General features: G+C 61.5%; 15 protein-coding genes. 10 read left to right on the plus strand and 5 right to left on the minus strand.

What is annotated here, in order from left to right; all coding sequences use genetic code 11:
* Positions 1-62: 62 nt before the first annotated feature.
* The 4 genes from ACJ8OK_RS14440 (at position 63) to ACJ8OK_RS14455 (ending at position 5,087) form a co-directional block, all read left to right on the plus strand.
* The gene (locus ACJ8OK_RS14440; RefSeq protein ID WP_015376162.1) at positions 63-782 is read left to right on the plus strand and encodes a DUF3053 domain-containing protein; all 720 of its coding nucleotides are present in this window, start codon (positions 63-65) and stop codon (positions 780-782) included.
* Between the two features lie 541 nt (positions 783-1,323).
* Positions 1,324-3,237 (plus strand): PTS mannitol transporter subunit IICBA, encoded by a 1,914-nt coding sequence (locus ACJ8OK_RS14445; protein WP_048326771.1) that lies wholly within the window; start codon positions 1,324-1,326, stop codon positions 3,235-3,237.
* A gap of 58 nt (positions 3,238-3,295) precedes the next feature.
* Positions 3,296-4,441: a mannitol-1-phosphate 5-dehydrogenase gene (locus ACJ8OK_RS14450; protein ID WP_021504154.1), complete on the plus strand. Its 1,146-nt coding sequence runs from the start codon at positions 3,296-3,298 to the stop codon at positions 4,439-4,441.
* A gap of 94 nt (positions 4,442-4,535) precedes the next feature.
* Entirely contained in the window at positions 4,536-5,087 is a 552-nt protein-coding gene (locus tag ACJ8OK_RS14455; protein WP_016929575.1) for an MltR family transcriptional regulator, read from the plus strand.
* Here ACJ8OK_RS14455 and ACJ8OK_RS14460 read toward each other — a convergent pair.
* Positions 5,084-5,692 carry a LysE family translocator gene (locus ACJ8OK_RS14460; protein ID WP_033631407.1) on the minus strand — a complete coding sequence of 203 codons (609 nt, stop codon included), beginning with the start codon at positions 5,690-5,692 and terminating at the stop codon, positions 5,084-5,086. The two genes, ACJ8OK_RS14455 and ACJ8OK_RS14460, sit on opposite strands and share 4 nt — an antisense overlap.
* Positions 5,693-5,834: 142 nt before the next feature.
* Here ACJ8OK_RS14460 and ACJ8OK_RS14465 point away from each other — a divergent pair, with 142 nt between their 5' ends.
* Positions 5,835-7,301, plus strand: coding sequence for an aminotransferase-like domain-containing protein (locus tag ACJ8OK_RS14465; RefSeq protein WP_004933986.1), 1,467 nt, complete (start codon positions 5,835-5,837; stop codon positions 7,299-7,301).
* 73 nt (positions 7,302-7,374) lie between these two features.
* On the plus strand, positions 7,375-7,737 hold the full coding sequence (locus ACJ8OK_RS14470) for a YibL family ribosome-associated protein (RefSeq protein WP_004933989.1): 363 nt from the start codon (positions 7,375-7,377) through the stop codon (positions 7,735-7,737).
* A gap of 10 nt (positions 7,738-7,747) precedes the next feature.
* On the opposite strand, the gene ACJ8OK_RS14475 is transcribed toward ACJ8OK_RS14470, so the two are convergent.
* The 4 genes from ACJ8OK_RS14475 to sodA all read right to left on the minus strand — a co-directional run bounded on the left by ACJ8OK_RS14475 (position 7,748) and on the right by sodA (position 12,073).
* Complete coding sequence (locus ACJ8OK_RS14475) at positions 7,748-8,527, minus strand: class I SAM-dependent methyltransferase (RefSeq protein ID WP_033631408.1); 780 nt, start codon at positions 8,525-8,527, stop codon at positions 7,748-7,750.
* Between the two features lie 101 nt (positions 8,528-8,628).
* Positions 8,629-9,300 carry a 6-hydroxyaminopurine reductase gene (gene yiiM, locus ACJ8OK_RS14480; protein WP_033631409.1) on the minus strand — a complete coding sequence of 224 codons (672 nt, stop codon included), beginning with the start codon at positions 9,298-9,300 and terminating at the stop codon, positions 8,629-8,631.
* 98 nt (positions 9,301-9,398) lie between these two features.
* Complete coding sequence (locus tag ACJ8OK_RS14485) at positions 9,399-11,327, minus strand: methyl-accepting chemotaxis protein (protein ID WP_060558033.1); 1,929 nt, start codon at positions 11,325-11,327, stop codon at positions 9,399-9,401.
* A 125-nt stretch (positions 11,328-11,452) separates the two neighbouring features.
* The gene (sodA, locus tag ACJ8OK_RS14490) at positions 11,453-12,073 is read right to left on the minus strand and encodes a superoxide dismutase [Mn] (protein ID WP_004934003.1); all 621 of its coding nucleotides are present in this window, start codon (positions 12,071-12,073) and stop codon (positions 11,453-11,455) included.
* 416 nt (positions 12,074-12,489) lie between these two features.
* Here sodA and fdnG point away from each other — a divergent pair, with 416 nt between their 5' ends.
* From fdnG to fdhE, 4 genes are read left to right on the plus strand one after another with little or no spacing between them, the layout of a single operon-like run.
* Complete coding sequence (fdnG, locus tag ACJ8OK_RS14495) at positions 12,490-15,537, plus strand: formate dehydrogenase-N subunit alpha (protein WP_139792507.1); 3,048 nt, start codon at positions 12,490-12,492, stop codon at positions 15,535-15,537.
* A 12-nt stretch (positions 15,538-15,549) separates the two neighbouring features.
* Positions 15,550-16,452, plus strand: coding sequence for a formate dehydrogenase subunit beta (gene fdxH, locus ACJ8OK_RS14500; RefSeq protein WP_004934014.1), 903 nt, complete (start codon positions 15,550-15,552; stop codon positions 16,450-16,452).
* Positions 16,449-17,084: a formate dehydrogenase cytochrome b556 subunit gene (gene fdoI / locus ACJ8OK_RS14505; RefSeq protein ID WP_060558037.1), complete on the plus strand. Its 636-nt coding sequence runs from the start codon at positions 16,449-16,451 to the stop codon at positions 17,082-17,084. The genes fdxH and fdoI overlap by 4 nt, the downstream gene beginning before the upstream one ends.
* Positions 17,084-18,013, plus strand: coding sequence for a formate dehydrogenase accessory protein FdhE (gene fdhE / locus ACJ8OK_RS14510; protein WP_004934019.1), 930 nt, complete (start codon positions 17,084-17,086; stop codon positions 18,011-18,013). The genes fdoI and fdhE overlap by 1 nt, the downstream gene beginning before the upstream one ends.
* Positions 18,014-18,054 lie beyond the last annotated feature (41 nt).

The raw sequence follows: 18,054 nt of genomic DNA on the forward strand, positions 1-18,054 counted from the left end.
GGAGTGCGGAAAAAGGGGCGGAGTCCAATGAAAAAGCAGGTTTATAACAGGAGTTATGTCACATGGCGGTAGGGATCCAGAGCAGAGGTTTCGCGCGTTGGTTGGCACCGGTATTGGCATTGTTGGTGGTCATGCAATTGACCGCCTGCGGCGATAAAGAGCCGGAACAGCGCAAAGCATTTATCGATTACTTACAGAATACCGTGATGCGCAGCGGGGCGAACATCCCCACGCTGAGCGAAGACCAGAAGCAGAAGTTCGGCAACTATGCCGGCGATTACGCGATTTTGGTCGGCTTTTCACAGCAGCTGTCCAAGTCGGTCGGCGCCAGCCTGACGCCAGCGCTGGATCAGATTAACCAGATCCGCACCGCACAGGACTATCTGAACAAACGCGATGCGCTGCAGCAATCGGTCGGGGCGTTGAACCTGCTGGGCCAGCAGATACAGTCCGCCAAGTCGCAGGCGGATACCGCCCGCACGGCGCTGAAACAGCCCGACGATCTGAAGGCGGTGTATAACCAGGCCTATGACAAAATCGTCACCGCGCCGGCCAACGCCCTGATGCCGGCGATCCCGACCACCGCCAGCTTTGTGCAGGATCTGGTGCAGGTTGGCGATTTCCTGCAGAGCCAGGGCAATCAGGTCAGCTTCAACAACAACGGCGTGCAGTTCCGCACCGCGCAGCAGGTGGCGCAGTACAACACCATGATGTCGAATCTGGTGGCCAAACAGCAGAACCTGGTGAATGCGCAGAAAGCCATTCAAAGCGTGACGCAATAACGCGCCTACGACGATCTACAGGCCGGCATTGCCGGCCTGTTTTATTTCCCCTCAGCGTTTCCAATAGCTTGCTGGTTTATTACGCAGGCTTCTGTACTACACTTCAATTAATCCATTCATTCGGCAATGTAGTTTTCTTTCATTCATCACTTCGCTAATTCCCGGCGGGATGAGTGCTCACAGGGAAGATCAAACAGAGCGTCGCGTTCGGGCGCTGCAGCTAAAAATAAATTGTGATATTTGTCACAATTTAAAAACAAACTACCAAGTTAAAAATGTGACCAGAATCACTTTATTGTCGGTTTTTGGGCGGTTTTTTTCTCACTGTGCTTTTTTTACACGCCATAAATGTGATCTTTATCACCATAAGTGAGGGGTTGTTGGGGTGCTGTGTGTGACTTGTGTCACAAAAAATTCGTGAAGTTCGCGTGACAAAAACAGCGTGATAGAGTCCGTTTCGCATACAGCGGCAACACGGCTGGATCGTCACAACAATAATCACGCGCTCTATTGTCAGCGCGTAACAATAGGGGTGTGTTTTATGTTTTCACCAGACATCAAGGTTAAAGTGCAAAACTTTGGCCGCTTCCTGAGCAACATGGTGATGCCCAACATCGGCGCCTTTATCGCCTGGGGGATTATCACCGCGCTATTCATTCCAACCGGCTGGCTGCCGAATGAGACCTTAGCCAAGCTGGTCGGCCCGATGATCACCTACCTGCTGCCGCTGCTGATCGGTTATACCGGCGGGCGGCTGGTGGGCGGCGATCGCGGCGGTGTGGTCGGCGCCATCACCACCATGGGCGTCATCGTCGGCGCCGATATGCCGATGTTCCTCGGCGCGATGATCGCCGGTCCGCTGGGCGGCTGGGCCATCAAGCACTTCGACCGCTGGGTGGACGGCAAGATCAAAAGCGGCTTTGAAATGCTGGTGAACAACTTCTCCGCCGGCATCATCGGCATGCTGTTGGCGATCCTGGCCTTCCTGGGCATCGGGCCGCTGGTGGAGGTGCTTTCCAAGCTGCTGGCGGCGGGCGTGCACGTGATGGTGACGAACAACCTGCTGCCATTGGCGTCCATCTTCGTTGAACCGGCGAAAATCCTGTTCCTGAACAACGCCATCAACCACGGCATCTTCTCGCCGCTGGGCATCCAGCAGGCGACGGAAGCCGGCAAATCGGTGTTCTTCCTGATCGAAGCCAACCCAGGCCCGGGCATGGGCGTGCTGATGGCCTATATGTTCTTCGGCCGCGGCAGCGCCAAGCAATCCGCCGGCGGTGCGGCGATCATTCACTTCCTGGGCGGCATTCACGAAATCTACTTCCCGTACGTGCTGATGAATCCACGTCTGCTGCTGGCGGTGATCCTGGGCGGCATGACCGGCGTCTTCACTTTGACGATGCTGAACGGCGGCCTGGTGTCTCCGGCTTCCCCGGGGTCGATTTTGGCGGTGCTGGCAATGACCCCGAAAGGCGCCTACTTCGCCAACATTGCGGCGGTGTTAGCAGCCTTTGCCGTCTCCTTCGTGGTGTCCGCTTTCCTGTTGAAAACCTCCAAGGTGAAAGAGGATGACGATCTGGAAGCCGCGACCCGCCGCGTGCAAGAGATGAAATCGCAGTCCAAGGGCGGCGCGGCCGCGCCGGCGGCGGTCGATGGCGATCTGAGCACCGTGCGCAAAATCATCGTCGCCTGCGATGCGGGCATGGGCTCCAGCGCCATGGGCGCCGGGGTGCTGCGCAAGAAAGTGGCGGACGCCGGGCTGAAGAATATCTCGGTGACCAACAGCGCCATCAACAGCTTGCCGGACGATGTGGACCTGGTGATCACGCACCGCGATCTGACCGAGCGCGCGATGCGCCATGCGCCGCAGGCCCAGCATATTTCGCTGACCAACTTCCTCGACAGCAAGCTGTATGGCGATCTGGTCGAGCGTTTGCTGGCGGTGAACACCGCTGCCGCAGCGGCCCCGCAGAGCGGCGCGCACGCGGCTGCAGAGGCCGGCGAACCGGGGTTGTTCAAGCTAAGCGAGAGCAACGTGTTCCTCAACCTACAGGCCAGCGACAAAGAGCAGGCGATCCGCTTCGCCGGTGAGCAGCTGGTGAAGGGCGGCTACGTTGAGCCGGAATACGTGCCGGCGATGCTGGAGCGAGAAAAGCTCACGTCCACCTACCTGGGCGAGTCGATCGCCGTGCCGCACGGTACCATCGAGGCCAAAGACCGGGTGCTGCGTACCGGCGTGGTGTTCTGCCAATACCCGCAGGGCGTGCGCTTCGGCGATGAAGAGGATGAAGTGGCCCGTCTGGTGATCGGCATCGCCGCGCGCAACAACGAGCATATCCAGGTGATCACCAGCCTGACCAACGCGCTGGATGACGAGAGCGTGATCGAGCGGCTGGCGAATACCACCAGTGTCCAGGAAGTGCTGGACCTGCTCGGCGGCAAAAAAGCCGGATAACAGAATCATTTTAAAGGGTGCAGCGTGCTGCACCCTTCGACATTAAGAAGGTAGAGTTATGAAAGCATTACATTTTGGCGCAGGGAACATCGGCCGCGGTTTTATCGGCAAGCTGCTGGCGGACGCCGGGGTTGAGCTGACCTTCGCCGACGTCAATCAAACGGTGCTGGATCTGCTGAACAGCCGTAAAAGCTACCAGGTGCACGTGGTGGGCGAGCAAGAGCGCGTAGAGAGCGTCAACAACGTTAGCGCCGTCAACAGCGGCAGCGAAGCCGCGGTAGCGCTGATCGCCGAGGCGGATCTGGTGACCACCGCCGTGGGCCCGCAAATTCTCGCCAAAATCGCCGGCACGATCGCCAAAGGGCTGGTGTTGCGCCATCAGCAGGGCAATGTGCAGCCGCTGAACATCATCGCCTGCGAGAACATGGTACGCGGCACCAGCCAGCTGAAGCAGCACGTGTTCGCTGCGCTGCCGCAGGACGAGCAGGCATGGGTTGAGCAGCACGTCGGCTTCGTCGATTCGGCGGTCGACCGCATCGTGCCGCCGGCGGACAGCAGCGATCCGCTGGAAGTGACGGTGGAAACCTTCAGCGAATGGATCGTCGATCAGACGCAGTTTAAAGGCCAGCCTCCGGCGATCGCCGGCATGGAGCTGACCGATAACCTGATGGCCTTCGTCGAGCGCAAGCTGTTCACCCTCAACACCGGCCACGCGATCACCGCCTACCTCGGCCAACGGGCCGGGCTGCAAACCATTCGCGACGCCATTCTCGACCCGGCGATCCGCCGCGTGGTGAAAGGGGCGATGGAAGAGAGCGGCGCGGTGCTGATCAAGCGTTACGGCTTCGACGCCGACAAGCACGCCGCCTACATCAACAAAATTCTCGGCCGCTTCGAAAACCCGTATCTGCACGATGACGTCGAGCGCGTGGGGCGCCAGCCGCTGCGCAAGCTGAGCGCCGGCGATCGCCTGATCAAACCGCTGCTGGGCACGCTGGAATACGGCCTACCGCATGCCAACCTGATCCAGGGCATCGCCGCCGCCATGAGTTACCGCAGCGAACAGGATCCGCAGGCGCTGGAGTTGGCGGAATTGCTGAACACGCTCGGGCCGAAAGCCGCGCTGGCGCAAATTTCCGGCCTGCCGGCGGAAAGCGAGGTTGTAGAAGAGGCCGTTGCTGTGTATAACGCCATGCACAAGTAGAATCGTGATGATGAACACCCGAGCGCAGCTTGCTGCGCTCCTGGAACCCGAGTTCGGCATCGACGGCCCTCCCCACGCCTTTCGAAAAGCGACGATGGAAGAAGCACAGGCATTTGAAAACCAGGTTCTGGAAAAGCTGAACGCGGGCAAAACGGTGCGCAGCTTCCTGATCGCGGCGGTAGAGCTGCTGGCGGAAGCGCTCAACGTGCTGGTGGTGCAGGTATTCCGCAAGGACGACTATGCGGTGAAATATGCCGTCGAACCGCTATTGTCCGGCAGCGGCCCGCTGGGGGAGCTGTCGGTGCGCCTGAAGCTGATGTACGGCCTGGGGGTGATTTCCCGCCACGAATATGAAGACGCCGAACTGCTGATGGCGATGCGCGAAGAGCTGAACCACGACGGATCGGAATACCGCTTCGTCGACGACGAAATTCTCGGGCCGTTCGGCGAGCTGCATTGCGTGGCCGCGCTGCCGCCGGTGCCGACTTTCCTGCAGCCGGGCGAGGCGGATGAAGCGCTGATCGCCATGCAGCGCCAGCGCTATCAGCAGATGGTGCGCTCCACCATGGTGTTGTCCATTACCGACCTGATCGCCGGCATCGGCGCCAAACAACCCTCCCGGCTCTCTCCTCTCGGCCGCGGCTAAGCAAAGGCCGCGCGCCACTCGTCGAACAGCAACCACAGCGCGGTGGCGGCCATCAGCCCGGACATCGCGCCGTTGAACACCCGCAGCTTCCAGGCGACCTGGAGCGCGTTGCGCAACCGGTCGCCCAGCACCGCCCACAGCAGTACACAGGGTAAATTCAGCACGACGAAACCTGCGATGACGCTCAACGTATGGACGAAGGTGGCGCCTTCGCGCGGGGTGAACAGGATCGCCACGTTGATCACCATCAGCCAGGCCTTGGGGTTGACCGCCTGAAACAGCGCGCCGTTGAGGAAACTCATTGGCCTCGCCTGCTCTTTGGCGTCCGGCGAGGCTGCCTTGAACAATTTCCATGACAGCCACAGCAGGTAGGCGCAGCCGATCACCGCCAGCGGGAAGCGAATGACGCCGGCCCAGCTCAGCGCCAGCGCCAGCAGCGGGATAATGATCGCCAGCTGCACCGCGCAGCCGGCGCCGATGCCGAACAGCATCGGCAGGGTGCGGCGCAGGCCGAAGTTGACGCCCGACGAGGCCAGCAGCAGATTGTTGGGGCCGGGGGTAATCGACATGACGGTGACGTAGCTGACAAAGGCGGAGTCCAGCATGGCAGGTTCCTTGAAAATGACGGTGATAACGAGAGGATCAGCATAATCGCTGCAATGGGATGGTGACAGAACCACAAATCGGCTATTGTCATGGTTACAGTTGTGCAAAATGTAAACTGTACCCATTACCTGGAGAGAAACTGTGACCCTGCTCGATGAAACCCCGGATACCCGTTACCTGCAGCTGGCGGATACGCTGGCCGAGGCCATTCGCCGCGGCACGCTGCGGCCCGGCGACCGCTTGCCTTCGGTGCGGCGCTGTGCGCAAACCCATCGCGTCAGCATCAATACCGTGGTGTCGGCTTACCGCACGCTGGAGGATCGCGGACTGATCGAGGCGCGACCGCAGTCGGGGTTTTATGTCCGCAGCACGCTGCCGGCGCTGAAGATGGCCTCGGCGCCCAGCGGGCGCATCGAACCGCCGGCGGACGACGTGCTGGCGCTGATCGACACCGTGTTTGCCGCCCAGCAAAACCCGGCCTTCACCAATATTGCGTTGGCTTGCCCGCAGACCAGCGACTTTTATCCCGGCGGCAAGTTGGGGCGCATGCTGTCCTCTCAGCTGCGCCGCCAGCCGGATCTGATCGGGCAGTATCCGTTGCCGCCCGGCAGCCTGCGGCTGCGCCAGCAGATCGCCCGCCGTTCGATGACGCTGGGCATGCTGCTGGAGCCGGGCGACGTGGTGCTGACCCATGGCTGCATGGAGGCGCTGCAGCTGGCGCTGCGCGTCACCACCCAACCGGGCGACTGCGTCGGGCTGGAGTCGCCGACCTACTTTTATCTGCTGCCGCTGCTGGCCAGCCTGGGGCTGAAAGCGTTGGAAATCCCTACCGATCCGCAGCTGGGGCTGTCGTTGGACGCGCTGGAGCTGCTGTTGAACGAGAAGCGGCTGAATGCGGTGATCGCCATGCCGACGGTACAAAACCCGCTGGGCTGCACCATGCCGCTGGCGGCGAAAAAGCGGCTGGCGCGGCTGATGAACGATCATCAGGTGCCATTGATTGAAGACGGGCTGTATGCCGAGATCCAGTTCGGCGGCGCGCTGTCGCCGGCGGTGAAGGCGTTCGATCGCGACGGCTGGGTGCTGTTTTGCTCCAGCTTTACCAAAACGCTGGCGCCGGATTTTCGCGTCGGCTGGATCTGCGGCGGCCGCTTCCACGAGGCGTTGCGCAAGCTGAAGGCGGTGTCGTCGATGTCCGAGTCGCAGCTATTGTCGGAAACGCTGGCGACCTTCCTGGAGAGCGGCGGCTACGATCACCATTTGCGCAACCTGCGCAAGCGCTATGCGGCGCAGGTCGACGAGGCGCGGGCGCTGATCGCCCGGCATTTCCCGCGCGGCACGCTGGCCACGCAGCCGGCGGGCGGCTTCGTATTTTGGGTCGAGTTCCCCCCTGGCGTGGACAGCGTGGCGCTGTTCCATCAGCTGCTGGAGGAGCAGATCTGTTTGACGCCGGGCACCCTGTATTCGCCCAGCGGGCGTTACCGCAACGCGCTGCGTCTCTCCTGCTGCTACCCGTTCAACGCGCGCTACACCCAGGCGCTGGCCCGGCTGGGCGCCAAAGCCTGCGAGATGAGCGGCTTGCCGCCCGGCATTGCGCAGGACGGGTAACGGCGCGCGCCTTTTGCTACAATGCCGGTATCATTGATTAGCGTGCCATTTTGGGCACAACGGGCCAGAGACCATGAAAGAGAAAGAAAAGGCAGAGATCAAGCGCCTGAGCGACCTGCTGGACGCCTTGAACCACAAAGACGCCACCGTGATCCAACAGGGCAACCCTGAGTTGATCGCGCAGCACACCAAAGAGAAAGAGAAACTGGCGACGGAGATCGAGCGCCTGAAAAACGTGCGCGGCGAGAAGCTGAGCGCCGAAGCGCAGAAGCTGAGCAAGCTGCCGTTCAGTCGTGAAATCACCAAGAAAGAACAGGCCGATATGGGCGCGCTGAAGAAAAGCGCGCGCGGGCTGATCGTGGTGCACCCGATGACCGCGCTGGGCCGCGAGATGGGCCTGAAAGCGGTCACCGGCTACGCCAAGAAAGCGTTCTGAACCCCGGGCGTCAGACCTTGGTGGTGAAATACGCCTTGGTCTGATAGGGCACGGTTACCGTGTCCTGACCCCGCAACTCCTCTTCTTCCGCCACCAGCTGGCGCAACCGATCGATAACCTGCTCCTGTTGCTGCGGCGGCAGCGCGGCGATAAAGCTGGTTGAGCGCACCCGGTTGTAGATCACGTCCTCCACCGCGCCCCGGTGGCCGAGCATAAAGACCTGCTCCTGCAGCGGTTCAAAGCCTTTGAACGGGAAGAACTTGCGCCATTCGCCGGTATAGAAACGCGGCGCATCGCCTTCGTGGCTATCGACGATCTGATTCAGTTTACGCACCCAACCGACGCGCGCATCGCGCATGTTCCACACCAGGCCGAGTTTGCCGCCGGGCTTGAGAATGCGCTGGATTTCCGCCAGCGCCTGCGGCGTGGCGAACCAATGGAAGGACTGGGCGCACACCACGGCATCCACCGACTCGTCCGGCAGCGGGATCGCCTCGGCGGTGCCCGCCAGCGTTTTCACCTGCGGCAGCGCCGCCGACAGTTTTTCCAGCATTTGCGGCACCGGTTCGACGGCGATCACTTGCGCGCCGGTTTCCAGCAGGCGCGGGGTGAATTTGCCGGTGCCGGCGCCGAGATCGATGACCGTCATGCCGGCGTGCAGGCCGATGACGTCACGCAGCCAGTCGGCGATTTCCGGCGGGTAATCCGGCCGGCCTTTCACATAGCGATCGGCATTGGCCTGATAGCCCTCGGCGGCGGCGTGATGAATCGAATGGGTCGGGGTGGTCATAACCTGGCTCCTGGCTGAAAAAACGTGCGGCTACAGTATAGGCGGAAGAAAAGGGTTAACGCGGCATCCGGCGCACGTTTTTCATTTTTCCGCCCACGCGTTCAACGGCCGAGCAGGCGGCGATTGAAGTCCTCGAGGCGCCCTTCGGCGAGCCGCGTGAGCATGGTCTTGCTCCAGCTGGCGGAGAGGCCGGCCACCGCCAGCAGGCGGCGGTACTGTTCCGCGTCGAACGGCATATGCCAGGCGATGGCGATAGCTTCGGCGACCGTCACGTCGCTGCTGCGCGCCGCCAGCTCCAGCGGACGGTCGCCGCTGACCGCGCCCGGCGACACCACCCGATACAGCCAGCCGCAGCGGCCGCTTTGCTGCATCAGCACCGAAATGTCCTCGATCGCGAAGTGATAATTGAGCTTGAAGCACGGCGAGCGTGGCTGGGTGACCTGGATCAGCGCCTCGCCCCAGCGGAAGATGTCGCCCATAAACACATTGTGTTCGGTCAGCCCTTCGGTGGAGAGATTCTCGCCGAAGGCCGGGGCGCAAAATTGCTCGGCCTGCGCCGGAAACTGCTCGCGCCAGTGGAGGTAATGCTCGCGCGGGTAGTGGCACAGCGCGCGGTCCGGCCCGCCGTGATAGCTTTTTTCGGCCTGTTCGTCGCCTTCCAGGCCGAGCGGCGTGAGCCGGATGGCACCATCCACCTGGCGTTTGGCGATGGCGCTGGGGCGCCCGCCCTCATAGGGTTGGATGCTGCCGATGTAAACGTCTGGGTGATGCATGTGCGCCTCCGTGTCTCGCGTCGAGGGCTCAGCATAGCCTGAGTTGTGCCGGGGGGACATAACAACCCGCCCGAAATAATCAGGCGGGCGGCGGGGCGTCAGAAGGTGGTCCAGTTCTCTTCCGCTGCGGCGTTGGCGGCCGCGGGTTTGACGACCGGCGTTTTCGGCGCGGCGGCTTTCACGGCGGCGGGTTCGGTCTGCTCCGCCAAACGGAACACCGAAACGCTCTGCAACAGCATGTCGGCCTGCTCTTCCAGCGAATCGGCGGCGGCGGCGGACTCTTCCACCAGCGCGGCGTTCTGCTGAGTGGTATGGTCCATTTCGACGATCGCCTGGCCAATCTGGGCGATGCCGCGCGTCTGTTCATCGGAGGCGGCGGCGATCTCGGCCATGATGTCGCGCACGTGGGTGACCGAGCGGACGATCTGCTCCATGGTATTGCCGGTGCTTTCCACCAGTTCGGTGCCGGTTTTCACCCGGCTGACCGATTCGGCGATCAGCCCTTCGATCTCCTTCGCCGCCTGGGCGCTGCGGCTCGCCAAGCTGCGTACTTCGCTGGCGACCACCGAGAAGCCGCGGCCCTGTTCGCCGGCGCGCGCCGCTTCCACCGCGGCGTTGAGCGCCAGTATGTTGGTCTGGAAGGCAATGCCGTTGATTAGGGTAGTAATTTCGGCGATACGCTGCGAACTGCTGGAAATATCGCGCATGGTGCTGACCACGTTTTCCACCAGCTTGCCGCCCTGCTGCGCGGTCTGCGAGGCGTCGGTGGCCAGCTGATTGGCGTGATGGGCGTTGTCGGCGTTCTGCTTCACCGTGGCGGTCAGCTGCTCCATGCTGGCGGCGGTTTCCTCGACCGCCGCCGCCTGCTGCTCGGTGCGGGAAGAGAGATCGGTGTTGCCGGCGGCGATTTCCGCCGAGGCGGTGGAGACCTGGCTGACCCCCATCTGGATCTTCTCAATCATGGTGCGCAGGTTTTGGCTCATGGCCGCCACCGCGTTCAGCAGCTGCCCCAGCTCGTCGCGGCGGGTGCTGGTCTGCGCCTGACGCAGGTCGCCGTTGGCGATGCGTTCCGCCATCGCCAGCGTGCTGTGCAGCGGACGGGTGATCTGCAGCGTGATGCGCCAGGCGATTAGCACCCCGGCGATGATGGCGATCAGGGTGGTGACGCCCATCTGCAGCTGCGCCAGGTTGATGTTGTTGCGCGTCTGCACCAGCTCGTCCTGCATAAAGGCGTTTACCAACGTGCCGATCGCTTGCGCGCGTTCGCCGAGCTGCCGGCTGATTTGCTGTTCGTGTTCATAAGCCGGTAGGTAGGCCGCGATGCGGTTTTTGTAATCGTCCAGGGCGGCCAGCAGCGGTTGCAACTGCGGGCGCTGCGCGTCGCTGACCCGGCGGCTCAGGGCGTTGGCCGCGTCGCGCGCGTCGTCGATGGCCGCCATCAGCGGCGCTTCGGTTTCCTTGTTCAGGCTCAGCAGCAGGCCGCGCGCGCCGTAGCGCACCTGGGTCAGCTTCTGGTTCAGTTGGATGAAGGCCAGCTGCAGATCGCCGTTGGTCAGCTGGCGCTCCACCTGGCTCAGGCTGGCTTGCACTTCCGACATGTTCCAGCTCTGGCGCACGGCGTCTTTCGCCGAGACCGCCTGCTCAAAGACCTTTTGCTGCTGCTGATATTCCCCGATCAGCGTCACCAGACGCTGCAGATCCTTGCGACTTTGGGCGTCCCAGTCCAGCGCCTGTCCCTGATCTATCAGTTTGACGGCGTTTTCAATATTGGCGCGGTTGTTCTGCAGATACTCCGGCTGGTAGGTCTGGCCGTACATGGCGCGGTTGTATTTGGCCTGGTTGATCTCCTCGTTCAGCCGGTTGCTGAAGTCGATGCGATCGGCGCGGGATTCGATGATGTGCAGATATTGCGCTCCGGTGCCGGCGATGACGACCGCCAACAGCAGCAACAGCGCGAAGCCGAGGCCGAGCTTTTTACCTACGGTGAGATGAGTGAACTTTCCTGCCAATGCTTGCAATGCCGCCATAGCGTTTTTCCTTCTCCGGGCGAACGTCAATTGAACAAACCATCGGCAGGAAGTGGTCAAACTTTAGCGGATTTCAGGCAAAAAAATACCCGCCGGCGGCGGGCATCTTCATCAACGGGGGCGAATTACTTCTTCGCGGCGAAGCGCGCGGCGGCTTCATCCCAGTTGACCACGTTCCAGAACGCCTTGATGTAGTCAGGGCGTTTGTTCTGATATTTCAGGTAGTAAGCGTGTTCCCACACGTCCAGACCGATGATTGGGAAACCGGAAGCGCCGGCGACGGCTTCGCCCATCAGAGGGCTGTCCTGGTTGGCGGTAGACACTACGGCCAGCTTGCCGTCTTTCAGCACCAGCCAGGCCCAACCGGAACCGAAGCGGGTGGCTGCGGCTTTCTCGAACTCTTCCTGGAATTTCTCAACGCTGCCGAAATCGCGCTCGATGGCCGCTTTCAGATCGCCGCCCAGCGTGGTGCCGGTTTTCAGGTTTTTCCAGAAGAAGCTGTGGTTGGCGTGGCCGCCGGCGTTGTTGCGCATGAAGGTGCGTTTGTCGGCAGGCACTTTATCCAGATCCTGGATCAGCTCTTCAACGCTGTATTTGGCCAGCTCAGGGTAGGCTTCCAGCACGGTGTTGGCGTTGTTGACGTAGGTCTGGTGGTGTTTGGTGTGATGGATTTCCATCGTCTGCTTGTCGAAATGCGGTTCCAGTGCGTCGTAAGCGTACGGCAGGGATGGCAGTGAATAACTCATAATCATCATCTCCAGTGGTGTATGGGCGGCGCAAAGGGCGAGCACCGCGTAAGCAGTCGGATCATTATAGTTAATTAAATGATATTGAAAATGATTATCAATGCCCTGTGAACTGTGTGGTTAATGAACAAATTGTTGCGTTAACATGCTGATAGAAGAGGGCGCTGGGGGGCCGCGTCGAACCGCCGCCCCGGCGCTTTGGTTACTCTCTATACTGTAGGGAGCGCCAACGCCGAAATGTATCGAAATGTGCCAATGCGTTCACTGAATGAGCACGAGTGTGTAACAACCACAAGCACGCTGTGGTAATATGGCCGGCGTTCGTAGCAAGCATAACAACAGTGACATTCGCGTTTGCCGCGCTAGCGGGCAGGCGCATTTGAACAATGTGACAATCGAGAGTAAAGGAGACCCCCATGCAGGTCAGCAGAAGGCAGTTCTTTAAGATCTGCGCTGGCGGTATGGCAGGAACGACGGTGGCCGCGCTGGGCTTTGCCCCCGAAGTGGCGTTGGCGGAAACCCGGCAGTACAAACTGCTGCGCGCCCGCGAGACCCGTAATACCTGTACGTATTGTTCCGTCGGCTGTGGGCTGTTGATGTACAGCCTTGGTGATGGCGCCAAAAACGCCAAAGAAAGCATTTTCCATATCGAAGGGGATCCGGATCACCCGGTAAACCGCGGCGCGCTTTGCCCGAAAGGCGCCGGCCTGGTTGACTTCATCCACAGCGAAAGCCGCCTCAAGTACCCGGAATACCGGGCGCCAGGGTCGGACAAATGGCAGCGCATCAGCTGGGACGACGCCTTTACCCGCATCGCCAAGCTGGTGAAAGAAGACCGTGACGCCAACTTCATCAAAACCAACGACCAGGGCGTTACCGTCAACCGCTGGCTGACCACCGGCATGCTGTGCGCTTCGGCCGCCAGCAACGAAACCGGTTTTCTGTCGCAGAAATTTAGTCGCGCTCTCGGCATGCTTGCCGTAGACAACCAGGCGCGTGTCTGACACGGACCAACGGTAGCAAGTCTTGCTCCAACATTTGGTCGCGGTGCGATGACCAACCACTGGGTTGATATCAAGAACGCGAATTTGATTATCGTCATGGGCGGTAATGCGGCGGAAGCGCATCCGGTGGGGTTCCGCTGGGCGATGGAAGCCAAAATACACAACAATGCCAAGCTGATCGTGATCGATCCGCGCTTTACCCGAACCGCATCGGTGGCGGACTTCTACACGCCGATCCGCTCCGGGACCGACATCGCTTTCCTGTCGGGCGTGTTGCTGTATCTGATGACCAACAACAAGTTCAACCGCGAATACGTCGAGGCCTACACCAACGCCAGCCTGCTGGTGCGGGAAGACTTTGCCTTCGAAGACGGCTTGTTCAGCGGCTACGATGCGGAAAACCGCAAGTACGACAAAACCACCTGGAACTACCAGTTCGACGAGAACGGCTTCGCCAAGCGCGACGTCACGCTGCAGGATCCGCGCTGCGTGTGGAACCTGCTGAAGCAGCACGTGAGCCGCTACACGCCTGACGTGGTGAGCAACATCTGCGGCACGCCGAAGGACGATTTCCTCAAGGTGTGCGAATACATCGCCGAAACCTGCGTGGCGGATAAAACCGCGTCGTTCCTGTACGCCCTGGGCTGGACTCAGCACTCGGTCGGCGCGCAGAACATCCGCACCATGGCGATGATCCAGCTGCTGCTCGGCAACATGGGCATGGCGGGCGGCGGCGTCAACGCGCTGCGCGGCCACTCCAACATCCAGGGGCTGACCGATCTCGGCCTGCTGTCGCAGAGCCTGCCGGGCTACCTGACGCTGCCGTCGGAGAAACAGACCGATCTCGAGACCTACCTGAAGGCCAACACGCCGAAGGCGCTGCTGCCGGGCCAGGTGAACTACTGGGGCAACTACCCGAAATTCTTCGTCAGCATGATGAAGACCTTCTACGGCGACAAGGCGCAGAAGGACAACAGCTGGGGCTTTGACTGGTTGCCGAAGTGGGACAAAGGCTACGACGTGCTGCAGTACTTCGAGATGATGGCGCAGGGCAAGGTCAACGGCTACTTCTGCCAGGGCTTTAACCCGGTGGCGTCGTTCCCGAACAAAAACAAGGTGGTGGCTTCACTGTCCAAGCTGAAGTTCCTGGTGACCATCGATCCGTTGAACACCGAGACCTCCAACTTCTGGCAGAACCACGGCGAGTTCAACGAAGTGGATCCGTCGCAGATCCAGACCGAAGTGTTCCGCCTGCCGTCCACCTGCTTCGCCGAAGAGAACGGCTCGATCGTCAACTCCGGCCGCTGGCTGCAGTGGCACTGGAAAGGCGCGGACGCCCCGGGCGAAGCGCTGAACGACGGCGAGATCCTGGCGGGCATCTTCAGCCGCCTGCGCGAGATGTATGCGCGCGACGGCGGCGCGGTGCCTGAGCAGGTGCTGAACATGACCTGGGACTACCTGACGCCGGACAACCCGGCGCCGGAAGAGGTGGCGCAGGAGAACAACGGCAAGGCGCTGGCGGATCTGCTGGATGCCGACGGCAAAGTGCTGGTGAAAAAAGGCGAACTGCTCAGCTCGTTCGCGCAATTGCGCGACGACGGCACCACCGCCAGCGGTTGCTGGATCTTCGCCGGCAGCTGGACGCCGGCCGGCAACCAGATGGCGCGGCGCGACAACGCCGATCCGTCCGGCCTCGGCAACACGCTGGGCTGGGCCTGGGCATGGCCGCTCAACCGTCGCATTCTGTACAACCGCGCCTCGGCGGATCCGCAGGGCAAACCGTGGGATCCGAAACGCCAACTGCTGGAGTGGGACGGCGCCAAGTGGGGCGGGGCCGATATCCCGGACTACAGCACCGCCGCGCCGGGCAGCGACGTCGGGCCGTTCATCATGCAGCCGGAAGGCATGGGCCGCCTGTTCGCCACCGACAAGATGGCGGAAGGGCCGTTCCCTGAGCACTATGAGCCGTTCGAAACGCCGCTCGGCACCAACCCGCTGCACCCGAACGTGGTGTCCAACCCGGCGGCGCGCGTGTTCAAGGACGATCTGGCGGCGATGGGCAAATCCGACAAGTTCCCTTACGTCGGCACCACCTATCGTCTGACCGAGCACTTCCACTACTGGACCAAGCACGCGCGGCTGAACGCCATCGCCCAGCCGGAACAGTTCGTGGAAATCGGCGAGAAGCTGGCGGAGAAGAAAGGCATCAAGCAGGGCGACACCGTGAAAGTCAGCTCCAACCGTGGCTACATCAAGGCCAAGGCGGTGGTGACCAAGCGTATTCGCACGCTGCAGGTGCACGGCCAGGAAGTCGACACCATCGGCATCCCTATTCACTGGGGTTACGAAGGGGTGGCGAAGAAAGGCTTTATCGCCAACACGCTGACGCCGTTCGTCGGCGACGCCAATACGCAAACGCCGGAGTTCAAGGCGTTCCTGGTCAACGTGGAAAAGGTGTAACGGAGACGAATTATGGCCATGCAATCTCAAGACATCATTCGTAAATCCGCCACCAATGGTTTCACGCCGGCGCCGCGCGCCCGTGACCACCAGGAAGAAGTGGCCAAACTGATCGATGTCACCACCTGTATCGGCTGCAAGGCCTGTCAGGTGGCCTGTTCCGAATGGAACGACATCCGCGACGAAGTGGGGCACAACGTCGGGGTGTACGATAACCCCGCCGATCTGACCGCCAAGTCGTGGACGGTGATGCGCTTCTCCGAGGTGGAGGAAAACGGCAAGCTGGAATGGCTGATCCGCAAGGACGGCTGCATGCACTGCGCCGATCCGGGTTGCCTGAAGGCCTGCCCGTCGGAAGGCGCGATCATTCAGTACGCCAACGGCATCGTCGACTTCCAGTCCGAGCACTGCATCGGCTGCGGCTACTGCATCGCCGGCTGCCCGTTCGACGTGCCGCGCATGAACAAGGACGACAACCGGGTGTACAAGTGCACCCTGTGCGTCGACCGGGTGGACGTCGGCCAGGAACCGGCCTGCGTGAAAACCTGCCCGACCGGCGCCATTCACTTCGGCACCAAGGAAGCGATGAAGCAGGTGGCGGCGGATCGCGTCAGCGAGCTGAACACCCGCGGTTACCAGAACGCCGGTCTGTACGATCCGGCGGGGGTGGGCGGCACGCACGTGATGTACGTGTTGCACCACGCCGACAAACCACAGCTGTACCACGGTTTGCCGGACAACCCGAGCATCAGCCCGGCGGTGACCTTCTGGAAGGGCGTGTGGAAACCCCTGGCGGCCATCGGCTTTGCCGCCACCTTCGCGGCCAGCGTGTTCCACTATGTCGGCGTCGGGCCTAACCGCGTCGAAGATGAGGACGAGCACGACGAGTCGCACGACGAGGAGACGCGCAAATGAGAAAGGAAAAGCCCATTCAGCGTTACAGCGCGCCGGAGCGCATCAACCACTGGATCGTGGCGTTCTGCTTCGTGTTCGCCGCCATCAGCGGGCTGGGGTTCTTCTTCCCCTCCTTCAACTGGCTGATGAACATCTTCGGGACGCCGCAGCTGGCGCGCATTCTGCACCCGTTTGTCGGGGTGATCATGTTCGCCGCGTTCCTGCTGATGTTCCTGCGCTACTGGAAGCACAACCTGATCAACCGGGAAGATATCGTCTGGGCCAAGAACATCCACAAAATCGCCATGAACGAGGAAGTGGGTGATACCGGGCGCTATAATTTCGGCCAGAAGTGCGTGTTCTGGGCGGCGATTATCAGCCTGGTGCTGCTGCTGGCCAGCGGCGTGGTGATCTGGCGGCCGTATTTTGCGCCGTCGTTCTCCATTCCGCTGATCCGCATCGCGCTGCTGGTGCATTCGCTGGCCGCGGTCGGCCTTATCATCGTGATTATGGTGCACATTTACGCCGCATTGTGGGTAAAAGGCACCATTACCGCGATGGTGGAAGGCTGGGTGCCGGCGGCCTGGGCCAGGAAACATCATCCGCGCTGGTACCGTGAGGTCCGCGAGAAACGACAGGAAGATAAACCCTGATGAGTATCCGCATCGTTCCTAAAGAGCAGTTAGGGGCACAGCGTGAGAAGTCCACAACGGCGGAGAACATCCCGCCGTTACTTTTCGCCAACCTGAAAAGCCTGTACAGCCGCCGCGCCGAACGTCTGCGTCAGCTGGCTGTCGACAACCCGCTGGGCGACTACCTGAACTTTGCCGCCGAGCTGGCGCAGGCGCAGCAGCATGCGCTGCACGATAACCCGCTGGCGCTCGATCTTAGCGAAGCGTTGGCGCAGGGCGCCGCCAGCGGCAAACCGCCGCTCGATCTGAGCGTGTTCCCGCGCAGCGAGCACTGGCGCAAGCTGTTGACATCGCTGATCGCCGAGCTGCGCCCGCAGGCGCCGGAGCATATTCTGGCGGTGCTGGACAACCTGGAGAAGGCCTCGGCGCACGAGCTGGAGCTGATGGCCGACGCCTTACTCAACCGCGAGTTCGGCAAGGTAGGCAGCGAGAAGGCGCCGTTTCTCTGGGCCGCGCTGTCGCTCTATTGGGCGCAGATGGCCAGCCTGATCCCCGGCAAGGCGCGCGCCGAATACGGCGAGCAGCGCCAGTTCTGCCCGGTGTGCGGCAGCATCCCGGTCTCCAGCATGGTGCACATCGGCACCGTCAACGGCCTGCGCTACCTGCACTGCAACCTGTGCGAAAGCGAATGGCACGTGGTGCGGGTGAAGTGCAGCAACTGCGAGCAGACTCGCGATCTCAACTACTGGTCGCTGGACAGCGAGCAGGCGGCGGTGAAGGCGGAGAGCTGCGGCGACTGCGGCACTTACCTGAAGATCCTCTATCAGGAAAAAGACCCGCAGGTCGAAGCGGTGGCCGACGATCTGGCTTCGCTGGTGCTGGATGCCCGTATGGAAGAAGAAGGCTTCGGCCGCAGCAGCATCAATCCGTTCCTGTTCCCGGCGGAGTAACCGCCCGGCCCCGTTCGCGCGGGGCCGGATGAGCAATTTCA

The sequence above is a fragment of the Serratia sp. CY71090 genome, from assembly GCF_052166845.1.
Taxonomy (GTDB): Bacteria; Pseudomonadota; Gammaproteobacteria; order Enterobacterales; family Enterobacteriaceae; genus Serratia; species Serratia nematodiphila.

Coding starts and splice junctions, on each gene's coding strand:
- ACJ8OK_RS14440 (WP_015376162.1), top strand. CDS start 63: ATGGCGGTAGGGATCCAGAGCAGAGGTTTCGCGCGTTGGTTGGCACCG.
- ACJ8OK_RS14445 (WP_048326771.1), top strand. CDS start 1,324: ATGTTTTCACCAGACATCAAGGTTAAAGTGCAAAACTTTGGCCGCTTC.
- ACJ8OK_RS14450 (WP_021504154.1), top strand. CDS start 3,296: ATGAAAGCATTACATTTTGGCGCAGGGAACATCGGCCGCGGTTTTATC.
- ACJ8OK_RS14455 (WP_016929575.1), top strand. CDS start 4,536: ATGGAAGAAGCACAGGCATTTGAAAACCAGGTTCTGGAAAAGCTGAAC.
- ACJ8OK_RS14460 (WP_033631407.1), bottom strand. CDS start 5,692: ATGCTGGACTCCGCCTTTGTCAGCTACGTCACCGTCATGTCGATTACC.
- ACJ8OK_RS14470 (WP_004933989.1), top strand. CDS start 7,375: ATGAAAGAGAAAGAAAAGGCAGAGATCAAGCGCCTGAGCGACCTGCTG.
- ACJ8OK_RS14475 (WP_033631408.1), bottom strand. CDS start 8,527: ATGACCACCCCGACCCATTCGATTCATCACGCCGCCGCCGAGGGCTAT.
- yiiM (WP_033631409.1), bottom strand. CDS start 9,300: ATGCATCACCCAGACGTTTACATCGGCAGCATCCAACCCTATGAGGGC.
- ACJ8OK_RS14485 (WP_060558033.1), bottom strand. CDS start 11,327: ATGGCGGCATTGCAAGCATTGGCAGGAAAGTTCACTCATCTCACCGTA.
- sodA (WP_004934003.1), bottom strand. CDS start 12,073: ATGAGTTATTCACTGCCATCCCTGCCGTACGCTTACGACGCACTGGAA.
- fdxH (WP_004934014.1), top strand. CDS start 15,550: ATGGCCATGCAATCTCAAGACATCATTCGTAAATCCGCCACCAATGGT.
- fdoI (WP_060558037.1), top strand. CDS start 16,449: ATGAGAAAGGAAAAGCCCATTCAGCGTTACAGCGCGCCGGAGCGCATC.
- fdhE (WP_004934019.1), top strand. CDS start 17,084: ATGAGTATCCGCATCGTTCCTAAAGAGCAGTTAGGGGCACAGCGTGAG.